We start from the raw sequence: 19,465 nt of genomic DNA on the forward strand, positions 1-19,465 counted from the left end.
AATAGATATTTTTGGATAAATAGGATTTTTGAGATAGTCCCTTTTTTATGAAAATAAAACCTAAAGGAGATTTAAGACTCTAAATTTTTCAGCTAAGATTTTACAAATCGTTGAGTAGATTCCGTTTGATCGTAGATCACACGGATGAAATACATGCCCTGATTATATGGAGCAATATCGATAAAAAAGCTGTTGAGCCCTGCAGTTGTACCTGTATATATATCTTCATAGAGTATCGCACCCGTAGCATCAAGCAATAGGATCTGCACAGGGCCTTTGGCAGGTAGTATCATGTTGAGTCGAATGTTCGATGCGTTATGGCCTGCTGGGTTTGGGTATGCATTTTCCACGACTAGCTCTTGAGCAAAATCGATACACCCTTCATTGTTTTGGATATTTATATCTTCAAACTCTTCATCTAAATCTTCTACTGTGATACAGGTATAGCCAATGTTGTTGGCTGTACTGGCAAACGAAAAGTTGAGTGGATAGGTGATGATTTGATTTCTAAGCAAAGTCCCTTCATAACTTTCGTAAATGGACGACTGATTGTCTAAATCGATTCGGATATCAAAGCCATTAAGGGTGACATTCCCACTATTTTTTACGGTAAGTGTCAGGTTGGTTTTGCCATTTTGCTCTTCGGTGGTGATTTGTACTAGTTCCAAATCTAAGATAGGTTCAGCTACGGTAATAGGTATGGTCAAGGTGTCACTGCAGCCTTCTGTCGTACTAGAAATTAGTGAGGCGTTATAATCACCAAGGGTAAGGTAGGTGTGTTGTGGGTTGATTTCGGTACTGGTGACAGGGGTAGTGTCTTCGAAGGTCCACAAGTAGCTATCGGCATCGTTGGATTGGTTGGTGAAATCGATTGTAAGTGGGGCAGAGCCAATGTCTGTACTGGCGATGAAATTGGCTGTAGGAGAGGCGTAGATCGTTACCGTTTTTTGGACGATTCCTTCGCAACCGATATCATCTATGGCTGTTAGGCTTACTTCATAATTGCCAGCAGTTTCGAAATTAATTAATGCAGGATTGCTATTGCCAGTACTTTCTTCTCCGAATGTCCAGTTGTAAGCCACTACGTTGGTTGTTGCCGAAGTAGAAGCATCTTCGAAAACCGTAAACTCATTGTCGCAGTTGTTGTCTACTGTAAAATTAGCCGCTGGCAGATCATGAATTGTAAAACCTTGGCTCACAGTACTAGTACACAAGTTGCTTGGAGTGACAGTGAGTGTGGCGGTGTAGTCTCCAGGTGTGCTGTAGACAGCTATAGGGTTTTGGGTATTCGGTAAAATGTCTCCATTGATATTCCAATACCAAGTATTAATCGGATTTTCAACTTCTGTTTCGGTCTGATCTATAAACTGAGTAGCCGCATCTAGACAGCCAAGGTCTATACTGAAAGCAGCCATTGGAGATAGTTTCACGTTTACATTTTGGGAGACTGTGTCTTTGCAGCCGAAGGTACTTTCAATTCTAAGTTCGACGGGATAAATGCCTTTTTGATCGAAAGTGAAAATGGGATCTTCTTCTGCAGAGGTACCCAACCCACCAAAATCCCAATGGTAATTTTCAATGTTGGCAAAAGCCCCACTAGTAGACTCATTTACAAACTGAACTGGCGCTTCTTCGCAAGGAGGCCCATAGGCGAAATTAGCTACAGGTTTGTCATCGATCGTTAGGGGTAGCACGAGTTCATTGCTACAGCCTAGGTTGTTGGCGACGGTAAGGGATACCTCATAGTTGCCGGAAGCGGTATATTTATGTGTAGGGCTGGTTAGGCCTCCAGAGGCAAAGCTATCCCCATCTCCGTATATCCAGGTTTCTCCAGTGATACCTGATCCAGAGGTGAGGTTGGTAAATTGAGTAACATCGCCCAAGCACTTGTCTTGGATGGAAAAGTCAATATTGGGGCCAGCGATCAAGTCGATGTCTGGTTCGGCGCTCGACGTAGCGCAGCCGGGTATACTGGCGGTGAGTGTCACGGTCTTGCTGCCGTCGGTGTCGAAGGTGAAGGCGCCGTCTTTGTCAGAGCTGCTGCCTTCGCCGTTGTAGTCCCAGGCGTAGGTCAAAGTGGCTCCGACGTAAGCCGTTTCGTCAAAATCGTTGGTAAAGGTAAGTTCGGCTCCCGTACAGATCGGCGCCACCGGAGGGGTGAAAGTAGGCGTCACAGGCTCTGGGTAGATGGATATGGTGTCTTGCACCAAGTTGGAGCAGGTGCCGTCGTTGACAGTTAAAACCACTACGCTATCACCTACTTGAGAAAAAGTATGAGTTGGGCTTATGGCTGTACTGCCGATAGTAGTCCCGCCGTTAAAGCTCCACTCATAAGTCAACCCACCTCCGTCGATGGGCGTGAAGGTATTGGATTGCCCGATGCATTCGTTGGAAGAAGTGGTGAAGGAAATGGCGGGAGCGGTGTTATTTGAAATGATTGTTGATTGGGTTGAGATATATGGTATTTCGTCTGTATCATAAACAGAGAGACTTACTTTGTTTGAAAAGCCACCTGATTCAAAATATATCTTCTCTTCAGGTAGAAATGAAATGGATGTTTGAATATTGGATTCGCACACATTATCGAAATCTATATTGTATAGTCGTCCTTGAAAATTAGCCATTAATAAGTCCCATTTACTTCCGTTTTTAACTAAGTCCACACCAAAATCTCGGCTACTCGACATAAAATTGCCTAAATCTATAGCTGTTGGTGAATCATTTAAAGTACTGAAATCAAACCTATAAAGCGGGCCATTTCTTGATGTAACAAAGCCTTGGTAGCCAGTTCCGTCAGTATCAATGCTTAGGCCAAGGGGATCGTTTAGCGAAAACCCAATGTGAGAACTTACATCTGTAATTACTGGGGTATTAGAGATTTGATCTCCAAAATCTAACTTGAATAATGTAGCTTGGCTTCTAGCTACCAGAAAGCCAACCCAATGGTCGCATTCTTTTACAATATCAATGGCAGTACCTGAATTGATGCCTGCAAAGGAGAATTCGCTAAAGGTAAATGTTTCATTAATTGAATTGCCAAAATCGATTAAGACTACATTTGAAGAGCTAGCATTTACAATAAATGCATAGAATTGATTGTTTTCACGTACTATTTTGACTGCAGTAGGGACGTTGAGAGTCATTCCACTAGAAATTTCAACTATGTTTGGAGTATTGAGTAATGAGTTGCCAAAGCTGAGTAAATAGATTTCTGAACTTGTATCGCCTGTTATGATGGCGTGCCAACCTATTCCATCCCAAAAGACATCTATGCCAGTTGGAGAGTTGAGTAAGTTTGAAAATGATCCGAGATTTTCCACTAAAGGGCTGCTCCCTATGGATGTTCCAAAATTTATTCTAACAAGAGAATTGTTTGATCGAGCTGGGACAAATGCTATTATATTTCCATTATCTATTTCGGCGTCCACATCATAGCAACTTGATAAGCTTCCTGTGGTAATTAGATAAGAAGAGGGAACATTTTTTAAATCATCATTTGCACAGAAATCCCAAGAGTAGCTTGTGGCAAGAGTTGAGTTGTTTTCTATGGCTAGTGTTTCATCTATACAATGTTCAATAGCAAGGTTAAAATTGCTTACTGGACATTGTGCTTTACACAATTTGAAACTGAATAGGGTGAGTGTTAAAAAGTATACTACTCGCATTAAAGTTTGTCTAGTCGATGTTTGATTCTTTTTATGAAAGAAGAAACATTTACAGTTTCACGGCTTTTTAAGAATGATTGCAACAAGTTAGGTTTGAAATCACTTCTAGTGCCTTTGGCTATATAAATATTACCAACTCGTACGATGGCTTGAATGTCGATGAGTGTAAAATACCTTTTCTTAATTGCTCGCTCCGAGTTGAAAATTCTAACATGACTTGGGTCCCAAAAGTTTGGGACACTAAAAATAATTGTTTTCCCAGTTTCAATATTTTGAATGATATCTAGGTCTCTGGTCACGTGTTCTAACACTTCTAGACAAATAACCGTATCATACTCTATATCGTAGCTGCTTTTAGCTAACGCATCTCCTTCAAAAAATGTTGAATCGGGTAATTGCTTTTTTGCTATTTCAATAGCTTTTGTGCTAAAGTCAAACCCCACATAGTTTTTGAATGTCTCGTCTAATAAGTACTCAGTTAGCTGACCAGTACCACAACCAATTTCAAGAATTTTTTGATTTTTATCTTTTCCTAAAAATTTTATTACTTGTGTCCAGTGAACCCAATAATAGCTTTCTTTATAGGTCTTTTTATAATTAGCCCTAGACTCGAATAACTCATCGTAATACGTGGAATCTTTTTCTTCTTTCATTTTTTTGATTCAAAGTTATTATTAACTCATGAATTGGTGAATTTTCAAGGCAAGTTCTTGTACTTGTGTTGCTCTGGAATATTTGTTAATTAATTTGATATTGCCTTCATATTTTAAATAGCCGTTTGAAATCCACTCTTTATGTAATTGAGTAAGTCGCTTGCACACTTCCTCACTCTCATTACAGATGACACCTGCCTTCGTTTCTCTTACCATTTCCCCAACCACACTATTGTCGTCGGGGATCATAAGAATGTTCTTTTTGCTACCCACATAGTCGAATATTTTACCCAAGTGCGTACCAGGTGAGTCGGGCAAAGATGGAAACAATAATAATTGGCAGTTGGTTATTTCCTGTGCTAGTTCTTGCTTGGGTATCCTCTTGGTTACTTCACAATAGTTTTTATCAAGTAGGGAGTAGATTCTATCTACAGGGTTATACATAAAACCAGAAAGCTGCCCAGGAAAGGCATTTCCTCGATCAGCTCCTATGAATTTGACTTTGAAATTTTTTGGTTTTTCTTTTTCGATAAACTGCTTACAGCCTTCCAAGAAGATATTTAATTTTTGGTGTTCGTACAAAGAGCCCCCGTGTACAATAGTAAAGGTGCTGGTGTCAGTAGGAACAACATTCTCGAACATTTCAGGGTCAAAGCCATTGTGTATCACGATGCCTTTAGTAGAGCTAAATTCATTGATTTTGTTTTTCCAGTCTTCGCTAGTAATGGAGAAAAATGCTGCTTTAGAAAGCCATTTTTTCCAGTAGAATTTAGTGATGGCATCCTGTATTTTTTCAGTTACATTTGGCTTGTAATTTTTATGGATAACTCTATTGTTCCAGAGGTCTCGGAAATCAAGAATGTAGGGGATTTTAAAATTTTCATGCAGGGTGTGACACAATCGTAGATGGTGATGTGGGGAGAAAATCCCCAACATACAGTCATAGTGATTGGCAGACAAAATCTCATTACAGTGCTTTAAATACGATTTGTAATTACCTATCATTTGGGGGTCATTGTCTAAATATCCACTCACCCACCTCAATAGAATTCCTAGTTTGTTAAGGAACGGAATTTTTTCAAATTGGACTCTCCATTTTGGTGTCAACTCTAACCCCTTTGGAATTCGTATGACTCGACCGTAAGCTAGCTTTTCATGTCTTACTTCTTTGCAGTCGGGAGAGCCCCAGTCATGTGTGACCAAAGTGGGCTCTATGCCGAATTTGGAAAAATGTTTTAAGTAGGCGTTGGCGCGATACGAGGCAATGACATCAAAGGGCAAGGCATGGTAGGAAAATATGATGATTTTTTTCATAGATTTGGCTGCCTGATTTATTTAAAGATAGATTGTAGTAGGTGATCAACCCTTTCCCTTGATCGATAGTCCAGACCTACTTTTCGACATTTTTCTCTAAGCTCACTTTTATTGAGTGCTAAAATTTGGTCGATTTTGGGATACACTTTACTAATTTCCTCACGAGAAAAATCATTAACAACTATACCTACTTCGTGATCAGTGGCATACTCATCATCCTCAGAAACTCCCTGACAGGTAATATAGGGGAGACCGCAGAGCAAGTATTCTGCCACTTTGGTAGGAGACCTGAATTTTTGAGAAGGAGTGGGCGGGATGGCTACTATGCCCATGTCGGCAGCACTGAGGTAGTCAGGGATTTGAGCGGCGTCGATAAATGCCCGAAGATGGTAGGAGGTAGTAGGAATGTTTTCTTCTTCGAACCAACTATGAATCTGGTTCTTGTCATAATCTGTAGCTACCAAAAAATAGCTCTTGGGATCCTGTGCATAGAGCTGCCCGAATAGCGCAATGATTTCTCGTTCATAATATAATCCGCCGAATTTCCCAGGATAGATATAGACGTGCTGGTCGTCAATTCCCAGAGATTGATGGAGCTGGTCACGAGACTCAGGTCTGAAATAAAAGGTGTCTGGGTCTACTGCGGTGGGGGCTCGATATAGGTTTGCCTTTATGCCTTCGGATTTGAGCTTTTCTACCATGTGGATGGTGCCGGTCATGATGTCACTGGCATGCTGAGCCGCCATTTTTTCTAACCAGTGGAGAATGCGGTAGTTCCAACTTTGCTTTGACCATAGTTTAAGCTCGACCATGAAATCACTGTGTGGCTCGTAGCTGTAAATGACCAATTTTAAATTCATGAATCGTGAAAACAATACGGCTATGGCTGCCGCTACATTAGCAAATGCAAAAATGTAGCGGGTTTTGTAGGTGGCCTTGATTCGAATAATCTGAAAGAAAGTAGATATGACATCAAAAGCTTTTTTGAACAGAAGAAAACGGCCGGTGTGGAATTTTCTAGGATGCCAGTAGATATTGTATTTTTCTAATTCATTCGTTTCCAGTTTGGTCTCCTCTATTGAGAGAGCATATTGAGGTTGTTCGAAGGTGATGAGGTCAAATCGATAGTTCCCGTTTTGGCTCAACGTTTTGATGTATTGTAATAGCAAATTCTGGAACAGGGGGTCTTTGTAGCTGTTGTAGATGAATACCAATATGGGAATGGGGTGGTTCATGTGATAATTGCCATGAGTTGGTAGCGGAATTTAGCTCAGCATAGACGAAACGTGCGGCAAGATACTAAGTATCTGCTTTTGTGGGGTTGGCTTGGCAGGTTTTCTATTTCAGGTTGAACAAATTTGGCTTTTGATTTTCCTTATCAGTTTAGTCACGTTTTGATGTTTAGGCTTTTGTTTGTCTTTGATCGAATTATTTCTCGTGGAGGGCGCTGCCGTTTTCACATCATAGCCCGACGACAGATCGGGCTATCTCCAATGGTGAGCGCAAAAGCTGCGGTTGCCTACTGAGGTCTTCTGTTACCCATAGGGATTACTCGATCTCCCGTGCTCGTGCCTCGCCCCTCTGTCGGATAATGACGGTTAGTAAATGGTCAGGTCTTGAAGTAATAGTTAAAAGCGGAAAGTACCTTTCCAGCTCTTAGATAACTTTTGAACATGATGCTTTTTCGTTTTGCTCGATAGGCAGATAGAAGGCATGGAGGTATATCAAGCTGAGATAATTTTGCTTCCAGTGACAAATAGCCATTGGCGAGGCCGTGTAGATTGGACATGGCAGAACCTGCACTGATACGTCGCAAGTAAATGACCTCTGATGTGAAACTGTATTGATGGTTTTTGGCTTGTTGGATGTAGAACCATAGGTCCTCTCCATGCGTGAAAGAAGGATCGAAGGCATAGTTGTAATTAGGGGCTCTTTTGATCATCCAAGTCACTCCAAAAAATGATTTCCCTGACAGGGAAATGAGATCAGATAAGGGCTCTCCTTTGAAATTCGGCATCCATTGGCTTGTTTCTTTAGACAAGTCTTCGGTTCTGTTGCTGACGGCTCCATCTACAAAACTCAGTTTAGAATTTTGAGCAAAGACCTCTAGTCGACTAGACAGGCTACTGACTGTTAATTGGTCGTCTCCATCTAGAAAGCAAAAGTAGTCTCCTTTCATGGCCTGCATGGCTACATTTCTAGCGACACTGACGCCAGCATTGTCTTGCTTGAAGTATTGAATTCGAGCGTCTGTGTAACCCCGTATGATCTCGTCGGATCGATCGGTGCTGCCATCGTTGACGATGAGTAGCTCCCAGTAGTCATGCTGCTGCGCCAGCACCGAATCAATAGCCTCTGCCACGTATTGTTCGGCATTGTAGACGGGCATAATGATGGACACTAAATTAGGCATGGGCTTCATTAATCAGTTTTTCGATTCTTTTGATTTGTTTGGGGTAGGTGTTGTCTTTTGCGATTGCTTTTCTTTTGTCAGATAGCTCTTGGGTATTCCATGTGGAGTATTCAGCAATAGTTTGTTTTAATAATGGCAACCATTTTTTTTGGCTATAGGACATTTGTATCTCTTGCAGGTCTGCATAAGTGCTTGTGAAACTTGCTACAATGGGCTTGCCTGTGGCCAAGTATTCCATGAATTTGTGTGGATTGGCCAATTGATCTGGATAGTCATCAGATAGGTAGCAGAGGATGAGCAGGTCCATTTCGTCATAAAAGCTAGCCATTTGACTTGCATTTAGTTTTCCTAAATGGGTGACATTCTTGTGTTGTATTTTTTCTAAGTTGTGCTCACAGTTGCCTGCCAAGTAAAAGTCAACGTTGGGTAGCTCCTCAAATGCGCTTTGTACTTGATCCCAGTCAAGGTATGGGATGTCTAAGTTGCCACAATAGCCAATTTTCAAATGATCAGACTTTATGTTTAGCGGAGTTTTCTCAACTCCTTGATTTAACCCATGATTGATGAAATGAGCGTTGGTATTGTTGATTCGGAGACGATCTACGATTTGGACGGTGTTGCCTAGACAAATATCGGCTGTACGAGCAGTTTTGGCTATTTCAAAATCCTGATTCAAATCGACAATATGCGAGATATTGTAGGTATTCAGCAGTGTGAAGTCGAAGAATACTGAATTGTCAAAAGACCAGATGATGTCAAATTTGAGGGCACAATACTTTTCTATCTGTAGGAGTTTGTGTTTGATGAGTCTTTGAGAAACAAAGGAAGGTAGCTTTCTCAGTCCCTTGACAAATTTGGGATAATCCAAAACCTGAAGACCTGCCACCTCCGAGTCACTCACCTGCCAGCGGTTCCCTGCTGGATTGGCAAACACCACTAGGTTGCCCCGCTCCGCTAGGTGTCGTGCATAGTGGTGCTTCGATACATAGATGTGATCCCAGGGTTCGGGGGAGATTAGCAATATGTTTTTACCCGTCAATTTCATTGTGATGTAAGATAGAGAGAAGGTGGTGGATAGCACAAAAAAGGCTTGGCAGGTTTTCGAAATTTGTCAAGCCTTGATTGAACTAACGTCCTATGCAATACCGAGCGTCTCTAGTAGCCGAATTTCATACTCAATGGTAGCGTGGGTAAGTCCCTGTAATCACTTTTCCATTTTATCAGCTGATCTCAATTTGGTGGTTTTGGCTGATGGTAGTTTTGAAGATGTAATGAGCTTGCTCGTGATTCTACAGAACTATGTTTTTTTACTTTATTGTGTTAGGGTATTCTTGTTTACGGCATTAGAATAGATTTCAAGATGTTGTTTTGCAATTGATTTCCAGTCCCAGTTTTCTTCGGCGTATGTTAAGTTAATGAGTCCTAATTTTTCGAGACTACCATTTCGAAAAGAATCTGAAACTTTCATGCAAACCTTTTTAATACTACTCTTTGAAGTGCCGTCAAACAAAAAATTATTGCTGTCTTTGAGGATGACCCCAATATTACCAGTATTTAATCCAATTACAGGTTTTGCATGAGAAAAAGCCAAATGTAGTACGCCAGAATTTCTAGTGTTGATTCTAGGGAGTAAAACCACATTTGCAGCACTGAAATAATATTTGACATCCTCTTCACTTATAAATGAAGCGGCAGTTAGAACATTGGGTTGAATTGAAAATATTTTGCTTTTGATTTCGGTTTTAAGTCGAGCGATAGGCTCCTTGAATAAGGAAGGACGTGTTGCCTTTCCCCAGCCAGGGGCTATTAATATCTTATTGGGGATTTTGAGTTCATAGAAGATATTTTGAATCAACTCCTGTTCTTTCATATTCCTGACAGAACCAAAAACTAAGATGACAAACGATGGTTTTGGGATGTTAAGGAGTTCTAGGGATTTTTCGCGAGGAGTTATGGTAGCAGGATATCGGCCATGAGGTACCCCAACTAATTTCGAATGTTTTTTTACAAGCAATCGGTCTTCTAAAAGGTCAATAATTGTATGGCTTTCAGACCATATCAAACTGTATAGTGAATGATAATTGCTCTGTAATAAATGAGGTTTGTCATTATGTCTTGTGTAGATGATTTTTGCGCCATCATTTTTATGTCTATCGATGTGTTGCTTAACCCGTAGGGTGTCTTGATTAGAAATTTCTTTCCAATTAAAAATGGCTTCAGGCCATTGAAAGTGTATAATATCATATTTTTTGGTAGAGTCAAAAAAATGCTCTATTGAATGTTCACACTCAATTCTAAGGTCTTTTAGTCCTTGTTGCAGGAGCAAATTATATGGGTTTCCATGATTTTCTTTCAGTACAAATAAGACTTTCATGAGAATATGCTAAGGTCTGTGGATTGAATTTTTTGGAGGATCATGGTTTGCTGCTTTTCTGATAGAGTCTCCTTAAACAGCGTGTCATTTGTGCTTGTTATGTCTTGTCTCACACCTTGCTTCCAAGGTTCATTGTTTAATACAGTTTGATCGAAATTCTTATCTGTAAAATCTGATATATCTTGCTTTATGTCGAGTTGTTTTAGAATGTCCTTTGTGTTTGCATCTATTGATTGGATGAATTTTTCGTAGACTACAAAAATGTGTTTTTTAGTGTTGACATACTGTTTTGATATCACAATGTCACTGTTCCATCTTGAAATACATTGTTCTAAACTTCTTTCTCCCCAGATGTCTGGATGCTTGGTAGAATAGTTGTAAATGGAAGCTATTACATCCTTGCCAGAACGTAGAGTGTGAATAAAGTATGCGTTGGGAACGTATTTAGATATGATTGGGATGTAGTGAAGATGCATAGGGGTCTTTTCTATCCATATACGTTTTCCGTTGGAAATAGCAGTTGAATCAAGGTGATCCACCAGTTTGGAGATCCAATATTTGTAAGTCCAATGGTCTAGTCTGTATGGTCTTTCTGATGTGGTTATCCCCAACTCCCTACAACGGTTTGATATTTTTTTTTTATTACTGATATGTAGCCTTTTAAAAACCTTATTTGTGTTGCATAGGGGGTAAAAAAAATGTGTTTCTGGAAAAGAGAATATGCTATCTGATCTAAGTAATGAGTTTTGTAAAAGAGTGGTTCCTGATCGTGGACTACCTATTATAAAAATTCTTTTGTCAATCATAGCCTGTTTTTGACTGTATTTAAGTAACTATTAAAATAATATTTGAGCCTATACGTGAAGGGACGTGGATATAAATGAACTTTTTGAAATTGATCCATAAACCAATTGTATTGGGGATGCTCTGAAAGTAATTGAAATATTGCTTTATTAGCTTTGCTGGGAGTTTTAAATGATCGATGGTAGTGTAGTGTATGAGCAGATGCTACATTTAATATTTTATTTTCTTCGCATGTATTAAAATGGTCTTGAATAGGATAATTATAGCCAATAGGCAATTGATCTATATTTATCTCTAATTGCTGAACCGCAAGACTAAATGATATTTGATCTGTAAATGTTTTATTGCCTGACGGAAACATTTTATTACCCATCATCTCCTCAAAAGTTTCCTGCCATTGACTGTATATTTCTTTGTTTCCCACCACTGGTAAAAGACCAGCATTCCAATAATTCCAAATACTTGTATTGGTTACTGTGGTTTTTAATTTTCTTGGTTGCTTGATATTAAAGTGATTGTGTAGGTTTTTCCAAAAGGTAGCGGTTTCATCAGATCCAGTACTTCCAACTCCTTTTTTGTCAACGGGTAATAAAAAGGTGTCTGTTGGAGATAAGGATTTGAGTATGGTAGGTTCTTTTAGAATGAGTTGATCACTGTCAAAAAAAACGTAATTTCTACTGGGGAAGTTTCTTTCTGCATAACCACAGATGAGAGGTTTGTTCCCAAACCCATAATCAGAGTATTGTGGATTGAGATTTTTCGTAATTATTTCTACTTCTTCTTTTTCTAAGAGTTTCAATGTGTGATTTGTAGGAGTTCTATGCGGTCTTGGACAAAAACATAAAACTCTAGACTTTTTGAAGTCACCCCCAAACTTTCTCAAAGAACGTACGAAAAGAATGGATTGATTTTCCAAATCTCCTTTTTCACAGCATATAATTACTGTTGTATCATGTTTATGTCCCAGACTTGACATTGGTATATGTTGAATTTAGATAGTAAAACGTCGAATACGGATAAGTGCACCTGCAAGATATGGTATGTTATACTTTGAAATCATCTTTAGCAATTTGAAGTAATAAGTTAAGATTTTTCCTGATACTCCTTCCAAATTAATCTGCAATGGGTTTTCTTTTAAAAGCAATATTGCATCATTCCAGTTTGATATGCTCTGTTGTTCCATTGTATTAATGAAATCTAAATAAAGGTGTTTTTCAAATGTTAATTGATATTTGTGAGGAAGAGTTCTCGATAATTGCCTTAACTCTATTAGTCTCTTGATAATTCTATTAGGGTCAAAGATTCGGCTTGAAATGCTATCCTGTCTGTCCATTCTTAATGCATAATCAGCATGAAGGTTATAACAAATAATAGGGTGAGTTAGTAGTGCTTTAATATGGAGCTCTCGATCTTGCCAGTCAAGTAAGTTTTCATTCCAAAAGATGTTATTGAGAGTTTCTTTTTTCCAAGTGGGAGAGGTTGTTTGCCAATTTATTTTTTAAAGTAGGCGGAAAGGTTTTTTTCTGAATCAAAAGAAGAGTCTATTTTATTAAAGTTGTTGACAATAATTTCACCGTGACGGGAAATGTCTCCTTGACTAACAAGTACATCGGGAAACTCTTTGTTAATGATTAGAGTCCTTTTTTCTATACAGTGGGGATAAAGTAAGTCATCACTATCCAAAAAAATCACATACTCTCCTTTACTTTTTTCAATTCCAATGTTTCGACAAGTAGGAGCTCCTTTTGGCTCTCTGTGGCGTTCCAGCCATTTGAAACGGGCGTCTTTTTCTATAAAGCTTTGAGCTACAGCCTTGGTGCCATCTATTGATCCGTCGTCTACGATCAAACATTCCCAGGTTGGGTAGGTCTGATCGAGTACGGATTGTAGCGTTTCAGCGATAAGTGCTTCCCTGTTGAATGACGGGATGATAATCGATACCAAGGGCTGAGCAATCATTTGGACAATAAACTTATGGAATTAGGATGGATCAAGATAAGTAATGGCTTCTAAATAATTTATCATACATCTTAAAAAGAGGTCGAGTAGAAAATTGCTGATCTGTGGTAAAGACTTTATAGCGATTGTAATCCTGAACACTTACATTTAGTAGTTTTTCCCATTGATTAACAATGATTAACTCCTCTTTTCTGTCAGCATCATCTAAAAAGACCGAATATCGTTCTGCGAAGATCTCTTTGAGAAAGGGTATGGCACCATACCTTGCAAATGGAGATGAGTTTCCAACTGGCCCATCAACTATTGCTAAATCAATTTTATCTTTGCCTATAGCATGTTTCAGTGTGTTTTGGTTGTACCATTTGTTTTCTTCGCTAATGGATAATTCCGATTTGGCAAGTGGGGCATGAACAAAAGTAACTATCTCGTCAAGGTTTTCTTGTTTCAAAAAAATGAGCATTACATCTATCCATTCTTGACTTTCATCGATTGCATAAATTTTGGCGTCTAGGTTACTACATTTTATATGCTTGGCCATGTAGATGGTTGATGCACCACAACCAAAATCAACGATCCGTTTGCGTTGGTTGATGGTGATGTCATTTAGGATGTGGACCAAAGTAGCAGGGCGCAAGGACCAATTGGTTTGCGGAAAATAGCTGGAAAATTGATAGCTGTTGTTGAGCGTTGTTTGTGCCGAGATATCATCTAGTTGCCAGCGAATGGCTTGTAGGTGAGGCAAGTCTAGTCCAGTGAGAAAGTTCCTAATCCGGCGTTTTATTTTTTGCTTGAGCATATTTCAAAATTGATCAGTAAATCACTTTGTTCTTTGGGTACGTTTCTTCCCGACCTGTAAAATTGACCGCCTTCTATATCGAGTGTATAAGAGTGCTGTACCCAGTCGCAGACGTCATTTTTCATTGTAAGGTAGTGCGTAATAAAATACCGACCTTCATTTAGTGGGCAGTTAGGAATGAGAAGTGTAAGTTCATTGTCTGCCATCTGAAAGCTAGCATCATGTAGATCTGTACTCAACCAAAGTAGTCGTACTCCTATGTTGTTGTCTATCCTAAAGTCAAGTCTAAAGTCTCCTAATGTATCAGGAAGGGCTTGTTCAAACAGAAAAGTTATGTACATGTCGTGCCCTGTCTGAGGCTTAGTTTTATTTCCATCACTGAGTGCATAGGCCTCTATACTACGGACACGTAAACTGCCATTACCTTTTCTGTCTTTTCTTTGGTACAGGTCTTCTATGTGGTTGCCTCCCATGTAATGAGACAGCCCTTTCAATACATCTCCTGCAAACGACACTTTTCCTTGCTCCATCACCAAACTACGGGTACAGAGTTTGGTGATAGAACTCATATTATGACTGACGAACAATACGGTTCTCCCTTCTCCTTTACTTACATCCTGCATCTTGCCAATCGCTTTCTTTTGGAACTCGGCATCTCCTACAGCGAGTACTTCGTCTACGATGAGGATTTCGGGCTCTAGGTGCGCAGCGATGGCGAATCCTAGGCGTACCGTCATGCCTGAGGAGTAGCGTTTGACGGGCGTGTCCAGATACTTGGCGATCCCTGCAAATTCTACGATTTCGTCTAACTTGGCTCGGATTTCATGGCGATTCATTCCCATGATGGTGCCGTTCATGAATATGTTTTCGCGACCGGTCATTTCAGGGTGGAAGCCCGTGCCGACCTCTAGCAATGAGGCGATGCGGCCTCTGGCTTTGATGCTGCCAGTCGTGGGGCTGGTTACTTTGGAGAGTATTTTGAGTAGGGTGGATTTTCCTGCGCCGTTTTTGCCGATGATGCCGAGGACCTCTCCTTGTTTTACTTCAAAGTTGATGTTTTGGAGTGCCCAGACGTATTCGCTATTGCCCTTGGTCGCTCGATCGTTGGCTTCTCCGATTTTGAGATAGGGGTCTTCCTTCCCACGGATGCTGTGCCACCAACGGTTAAGGTCGTGACTAATGGTGCCAGTCCCGATTTGTCCGAGGCGGTATTGTTTCGATAGATTTTCTACTTTGATGGCGATCTCACTCATATCCTTATACCGTATCCATGAAACTTCTTTCGGTCTTGTTGTAGACCAATATACCTGCAATTAAAATCACGACTGTTATAAAGGCGTCATAACCTAGCAACTGCCAGTTGAGTTGGCCTGAACCTAGAAACGCATATCGAAAAGTCTCGATGATGCCCGACATAGGATTGGCCATGATGATCCATTGGTACTTATCTGGAATAGTCGATAGCGGGTAGATGACTGGCGTAGCGTACATGAGTAGTTGGATGCCAAACTGCAACAGAAAAACCAAGTCTCTGTATTTGGTAGTAAGGGAGGTGATGATCATGCCAGCACCTAGCCCCAAAGCGGCCATCAGCAGGATAAGGACGGGAGTAAGTAGCAACGCCATGTTGGGCTGCACCGTAGAACCTGTCCATAGATAATAGGCCAGAATAGAAATAAAGAGGAGTAGCTGTATGGCAAACTTAACCAGATTGGAAATGACAATACTCAATGGAGTAATGAGTCTAGGAAAGTGGACTTTGCCAAAAATGGCTTGGTTGTCTTTGAATACCGTGGAAGTCTTGTTGAAGCACTCTGAGAAGTAGTTCCAAGCCGTGACGCCACTCATGTAAAACAAAATTTGTGGCATACCATCGGTCGATATTTTGGCAACATTGCCAAAAACAAGCATATAGGTCAGTGTGGTGAAGATCGGCTGGATAAAAAACCACAAGGGGCCTAAGATGGTTTGTTTGTAGTAGGTGACAAAATCCCTTTTCACAAACATGCGCAGTAGATCACGATACTTCCAAATTTCCCGAAAGTGAATGTCGAGCAAGCCTCGCTCTGGTAGGATGATCGTATCCCAGTTACTATCTTCAGTTCCTTTGCTCATTTGGCTAGAGGGTTAGGTCGGTTGCTTAGTAGCACTAAGAACAAAGCATAAAAAGGCATCACTGGTATTTTATATCGCATCAAGGTTCCAAAATTGTAAGTACTTACGCCTACAGCAAAAGCAAATAGGACGGCAAAACTAAGACAGAAAATGAGAATAGGGTGTTTGAGCAAAGAGAAAATGGGAAATCTGTTTTTTCTGGTGAATATATAGATGGTTGTGATTAGTAATATTAGACTTTCTAATGCCGCCAAGAGCATCAATGGGTTTTTGATTTCCCAAGGCCAAGGTCTAAATAAAGTGACAATCACGCCTTGGGGAGCGAGTTTGATAAGGCTACCTATACTTCCGTCCAATTCTCCTAGTGTGTACCCTGAGTTGTCGCCATGTCGGGCGCCCCAGCCATAGCGGATGTCGTAGGCAGTAACCATGGCGGTTTGGGCGATGTTGTCCAGTGCATATCGGCTGTCTTCTGCTGCGATCTTTTCCATGGCAAGCCATCCGCCCCCGAGAAATATAGTGATGAGCAGTGGTGCCAGTGCAATCTTAAATAATGGGTTTCGGATGGCAGATATATATTGAAAATATAGAAATACAGATGCGGCTATCAGAAAGCACAGTAGGATATAGATTTTGATCGCAAAGATCATCCAGCCCATAAATAGAATCAAGAATAGATTAATCAACGTAACTTTGTTGAAAATAGTCATGCGTAGTAACGCATAAGTCATCCAGCACAAGGCAGCCAAAGTAATCGTGTCTTTGAGTATGCCAGATCCCCAGAAAACAACTGAAGGTATAAACAAGCAAGCGATGGCAAGATGTTTTGTTCGGTGGGGATACATTTTTTGAAATACCGAAAACATGGCCCAGTGCCCACTAAATGCAAAAGTGGCAAAGAAAAGCGCTGTAGCGCTGTAGGTCGCGCCGGTGAATAGATCAAAAAAAGCAGTGATTTTAATCACAAAAAGAGAAGCCTCATCACGATACATCCAAATTTTAGAACTATACTGATAGATACCGCCATCGTATGTGCCCGCGGGGCTGAGTAGCAGTTTCAAGCCCGTCAGAGGACTGTCTATGAAGGCCTGCCAGATCCACCGACTGCCATGTGTATGGAAAGTAAACGTATCGCCGCCCCCGTAGTAAAACTGATAAATCAGGCCTAACGCCAGCGCTCCTACGAACTTGCCTAATAAGCCAGGGATGAAGTAGGGTTTGGTCTGAGGACTCGTCACCGCTGGGCGAATGATGTAGGCCAGCATCAGCAGGATGGCAAAGTAGAATGGAGTCACGATCAAATCCTGTAGCCCCATATTAGTTCAACAGATAGTTGAAAATAGTTTTGCTGGCATACTGACTATCCAGCTCACGTGCATCTTTGACTATTTGAGTGGTGCTTGGTGCCGAGGAATTGATGATCCAGTAGTAGGCGTTTTCTGAGGTTCTTGGTAGTTCGATGTCTGAAACCAATTTTTCACTGATTTTTTCAAATCCTCGCAATCCGACTATCTGATGAGTGGCATTAGGAGCTATTTCACGGGCAATGTCTGTGATTTTTCTAGCAATCATCTTAGGAATCACAATTTCACCACCCTGCATGGTTTCTAGGGTGTAAAATAGGCTATCTGTCATTTGTTCTTCTGTACAGAAAAACCGACTCATGTTTGGGTGGGTAATGGGTAATTTTCCTGATTCTCCGATTTCCTTAAAGAGCGGCACTACTGATCCGCGAGACCCCCAGATATTGCCTAAGCGGATGATTGCAAACTTGGAGTGTTCATTGCTTGCATTGAGAAACAGTTTTTCAGCAGCTTGTTTGGAGTTGCCATAAATCGATATAGGGTCTACAGATTTGTCTGTCGAGCAGAGAATCGTTTGTTTTACGTTGTTATCCAAGGCCGCGTGGATGACATTTTTAGTGCCCGTTACATTGGTTTTTAGACATTCTTCGGGATTTTCTTCACAAATGGGGATGTGCTTCATGGCAGCTGCATGAATTACAAGATCAGCACCTTTCATTTTGTCATGCAGTCTTTCTTGGTCTCGGATGTCACCGATCACCCATCTGATCATAGGGTATTTCACTGAAGGGTACCTTCTTCTCAGTTCATACTGTTTCATTTCGTCACGAGAATAGATGGTGACTGTATTTATTTGGGGATATGTTGCCAGTATTTTATGTAGAAAAGCACTACCTAATGTTCCGGTTCCTCCTGTGATGAATATAGACTGGTGGTTCAGCATGCTTCGAAGTTAAGGGATTTGGCTAAATCCAGATTCTAATATTTCGATGAATTAAGAAATTTAGCAGACTGAATTATTAAACTCACTTCTTCATTTACTTTTGATAAAAAAATATTAATGCCTATTTCTCTAGTTACCGGCGGAGCCGGGTTTATTGGAAGCCATGTGGCTGAAGTGCTAATCGCTCAAAGTCATAAAGTTATTGTATTAGATGATCTGAGTGGAGGAAGCTTAATGAACGTGCCTTCAAAGGCAGTTTTTGTGAAAGGATCCATTACCGATCCTGTTTTGCTTGCTCAGGTTTTTGATAAATATAAAATAGACTATATCTATCATTTGGCAGCTTATGCAGCAGAAGGTTTAAGCCATTTCATCAAAAGGTTTAATTATCAAAACAACCTGATCGGAAGTGTAAATCTGATCAACGAAGCAGTCAAACATGAAATCAAATGTTTTGTGTTTACCTCGTCTATAGCTGTATACGGAGGACAGACACCACCCATGACAGAAGAAATGAATCCTCAGCCAGAAGATCCCTATGGTATAGCCAAATTTGCTGTTGAACAAGAATTGAAAGTTTCCAAAGAGATGTTTGGGTTAGATTATGTGATTTTCAGACCGCATAATGTTTATGGGGAGCGACAGAATATTTCAGACAAATACAGAAATGTTATTGGTATTTTCATGAATCAATTGATGAAAGGGGAATCATTGTCAGTCTTTGGAGATGGGGGTCAGACTCGTGCTTTTAGTTATGTGAGTGACATGGCTCTTGTGATAGCTGCAGCTGTAGAGAATAAGGCCATGTATGGGGAAGTGTTTAATATAGGGGCAGACGATGCGTGTTCGGTCAAAACACTGGCCGAGCTGGTGATGCAGGTGATGGGTGTACATGGGAAAATCAATCATCTCGAAGAAAGAAATGAAGTGCAGCATGCTTTTGCTTCTCATGGTAAACTTTGCGAGATAGTTGGTGCCTATCAGCAAACTCCCCTACGAGATGGTCTAATGAAAATGGCTGAATGGGCAAAATCCAGCAATCATTTGCCAAGCAAAAAATTTGAACTTTTAGAGATTTCCAAAAAACTTCCTCCTTTTTGGAAATAATATAAATTGCGCTTCACT

The 19,465-nt window shown here is 40.5% G+C and carries 16 protein-coding genes; 1 reads left to right on the top strand and 15 read right to left on the bottom strand.

The genetic code is table 11. From position 1 onward, the window contains the following. Positions 1-92 precede the first annotated feature (92 nt). From N7E81_RS08310 to N7E81_RS08380, 15 genes are all read right to left on the bottom strand, one after another. The gene (locus tag N7E81_RS08310) at positions 93-3,665 is read right to left on the bottom strand and encodes a PKD domain-containing protein (RefSeq protein ID WP_263052831.1); all 3,573 of its coding nucleotides are present in this window, start codon (positions 3,663-3,665) and stop codon (positions 93-95) included. Next, on the bottom strand, positions 3,665-4,318 hold the full coding sequence (locus tag N7E81_RS08315; protein ID WP_263052832.1) for a class I SAM-dependent methyltransferase: 654 nt from the start codon (positions 4,316-4,318) through the stop codon (positions 3,665-3,667). The genes N7E81_RS08310 and N7E81_RS08315 overlap by 1 nt, the downstream gene beginning before the upstream one ends. Before the next feature lie 21 nt (positions 4,319-4,339). Then, on the bottom strand, positions 4,340-5,632 hold the full coding sequence (locus N7E81_RS08320) for a glycosyltransferase family protein (RefSeq protein WP_263052833.1): 1,293 nt from the start codon (positions 5,630-5,632) through the stop codon (positions 4,340-4,342). Positions 5,633-5,649: 17 nt separating this feature from the next. Then, positions 5,650-6,867, bottom strand: a complete 1,218-nt coding sequence (locus N7E81_RS08325) for a glycosyltransferase family protein (protein ID WP_263052834.1) — start codon at positions 6,865-6,867, stop codon at positions 5,650-5,652. A gap of 374 nt (positions 6,868-7,241) precedes the next feature. Further along, entirely contained in the window at positions 7,242-8,045 is an 804-nt protein-coding gene (locus tag N7E81_RS08330; RefSeq protein WP_263052835.1) for a glycosyltransferase family 2 protein, read from the bottom strand. Further along, positions 8,038-9,090: a glycosyltransferase gene (locus N7E81_RS08335; RefSeq protein WP_263052836.1), complete on the bottom strand. Its 1,053-nt coding sequence runs from the start codon at positions 9,088-9,090 to the stop codon at positions 8,038-8,040. The genes N7E81_RS08330 and N7E81_RS08335 overlap by 8 nt, the downstream gene beginning before the upstream one ends. A 267-nt stretch (positions 9,091-9,357) precedes the next feature. Continuing rightward, complete coding sequence (locus tag N7E81_RS08340) at positions 9,358-10,419, bottom strand: glycosyltransferase family protein (protein WP_263052837.1); 1,062 nt, start codon at positions 10,417-10,419, stop codon at positions 9,358-9,360. Then, positions 10,416-11,225 carry a sulfotransferase family protein gene (locus N7E81_RS08345; RefSeq protein ID WP_263052838.1) on the bottom strand — a complete coding sequence of 270 codons (810 nt, stop codon included), beginning with the start codon at positions 11,223-11,225 and terminating at the stop codon, positions 10,416-10,418. The genes N7E81_RS08340 and N7E81_RS08345 overlap by 4 nt, the downstream gene beginning before the upstream one ends. After that, the gene (locus tag N7E81_RS08350) at positions 11,222-12,199 is read right to left on the bottom strand and encodes a hypothetical protein (RefSeq protein WP_263052839.1); all 978 of its coding nucleotides are present in this window, start codon (positions 12,197-12,199) and stop codon (positions 11,222-11,224) included. The genes N7E81_RS08345 and N7E81_RS08350 overlap by 4 nt, the downstream gene beginning before the upstream one ends. 515 nt (positions 12,200-12,714) lie before the next feature. After that, positions 12,715-13,182, bottom strand: a complete 468-nt coding sequence (locus N7E81_RS08355) for a glycosyltransferase family 2 protein (protein ID WP_263052840.1) — start codon at positions 13,180-13,182, stop codon at positions 12,715-12,717. Between the two features lie 31 nt (positions 13,183-13,213). Further along, positions 13,214-13,978: a class I SAM-dependent methyltransferase gene (locus tag N7E81_RS08360; protein ID WP_263052841.1), complete on the bottom strand. Its 765-nt coding sequence runs from the start codon at positions 13,976-13,978 to the stop codon at positions 13,214-13,216. Beyond that, positions 13,960-15,231 (bottom strand): ABC transporter ATP-binding protein, encoded by a 1,272-nt coding sequence (locus tag N7E81_RS08365; RefSeq protein ID WP_263052842.1) that lies wholly within the window; start codon positions 15,229-15,231, stop codon positions 13,960-13,962. The genes N7E81_RS08360 and N7E81_RS08365 overlap by 19 nt, the downstream gene beginning before the upstream one ends. Before the next feature lie 4 nt (positions 15,232-15,235). Next, on the bottom strand, positions 15,236-16,093 hold the full coding sequence (locus tag N7E81_RS08370) for an ABC transporter permease (RefSeq protein WP_263052843.1): 858 nt from the start codon (positions 16,091-16,093) through the stop codon (positions 15,236-15,238). After that, positions 16,090-17,409: a hypothetical protein gene (locus N7E81_RS08375; protein WP_263052844.1), complete on the bottom strand. Its 1,320-nt coding sequence runs from the start codon at positions 17,407-17,409 to the stop codon at positions 16,090-16,092. The genes N7E81_RS08370 and N7E81_RS08375 overlap by 4 nt, the downstream gene beginning before the upstream one ends. Before the next feature lies 1 nt (position 17,410). Beyond that, on the bottom strand, positions 17,411-18,340 hold the full coding sequence (locus tag N7E81_RS08380) for a polysaccharide biosynthesis protein (protein ID WP_263052845.1): 930 nt from the start codon (positions 18,338-18,340) through the stop codon (positions 17,411-17,413). 117 nt (positions 18,341-18,457) lie between these two features. Between N7E81_RS08380 and N7E81_RS08385 the strand changes: the two genes are divergently transcribed. Next, positions 18,458-19,447 (top strand): NAD-dependent epimerase/dehydratase family protein, encoded by a 990-nt coding sequence (locus N7E81_RS08385; RefSeq protein WP_263052846.1) that lies wholly within the window; start codon positions 18,458-18,460, stop codon positions 19,445-19,447. Positions 19,448-19,465: the final 18 nt, after the last annotated feature.

The sequence above is a fragment of the Reichenbachiella carrageenanivorans genome (assembly GCF_025639805.1).
GTDB classification, from domain to species: Bacteria; Bacteroidota; Bacteroidia; order Cytophagales; family Cyclobacteriaceae; genus Reichenbachiella; species Reichenbachiella carrageenanivorans.

Bases quoted from the DNA above. Each gene is read 5' to 3' on its own strand.
- N7E81_RS08310 (WP_263052831.1), bottom strand. From the start codon at position 3,665: ATGCGAGTAGTATACTTTTTAACACTCACCCTATTCAGTTTCAAATTG.
- N7E81_RS08315 (WP_263052832.1), bottom strand. From the start codon at position 4,318: ATGAAAGAAGAAAAAGATTCCACGTATTACGATGAGTTATTCGAGTCT.
- N7E81_RS08320 (WP_263052833.1), bottom strand. From the start codon at position 5,632: ATGAAAAAAATCATCATATTTTCCTACCATGCCTTGCCCTTTGATGTC.
- N7E81_RS08325 (WP_263052834.1), bottom strand. From the start codon at position 6,867: ATGAACCACCCCATTCCCATATTGGTATTCATCTACAACAGCTACAAA.
- N7E81_RS08330 (WP_263052835.1), bottom strand. From the start codon at position 8,045: ATGCCTAATTTAGTGTCCATCATTATGCCCGTCTACAATGCCGAACAA.
- N7E81_RS08335 (WP_263052836.1), bottom strand. From the start codon at position 9,090: ATGAAATTGACGGGTAAAAACATATTGCTAATCTCCCCCGAACCCTGG.
- N7E81_RS08340 (WP_263052837.1), bottom strand. From the start codon at position 10,419: ATGAAAGTCTTATTTGTACTGAAAGAAAATCATGGAAACCCATATAAT.
- N7E81_RS08345 (WP_263052838.1), bottom strand. From the start codon at position 11,225: ATGATTGACAAAAGAATTTTTATAATAGGTAGTCCACGATCAGGAACC.
- N7E81_RS08350 (WP_263052839.1), bottom strand. From the start codon at position 12,199: ATGTCAAGTCTGGGACATAAACATGATACAACAGTAATTATATGCTGT.
- N7E81_RS08355 (WP_263052840.1), bottom strand. From the start codon at position 13,182: ATGATTGCTCAGCCCTTGGTATCGATTATCATCCCGTCATTCAACAGG.
- N7E81_RS08360 (WP_263052841.1), bottom strand. From the start codon at position 13,978: ATGCTCAAGCAAAAAATAAAACGCCGGATTAGGAACTTTCTCACTGGA.
- N7E81_RS08365 (WP_263052842.1), bottom strand. From the start codon at position 15,231: ATGAGTGAGATCGCCATCAAAGTAGAAAATCTATCGAAACAATACCGC.
- N7E81_RS08370 (WP_263052843.1), bottom strand. From the start codon at position 16,093: ATGAGCAAAGGAACTGAAGATAGTAACTGGGATACGATCATCCTACCA.
- N7E81_RS08375 (WP_263052844.1), bottom strand. From the start codon at position 17,409: ATGGGGCTACAGGATTTGATCGTGACTCCATTCTACTTTGCCATCCTG.
- N7E81_RS08380 (WP_263052845.1), bottom strand. From the start codon at position 18,340: ATGCTGAACCACCAGTCTATATTCATCACAGGAGGAACCGGAACATTA.
- N7E81_RS08385 (WP_263052846.1), top strand. From the start codon at position 18,458: ATGCCTATTTCTCTAGTTACCGGCGGAGCCGGGTTTATTGGAAGCCAT.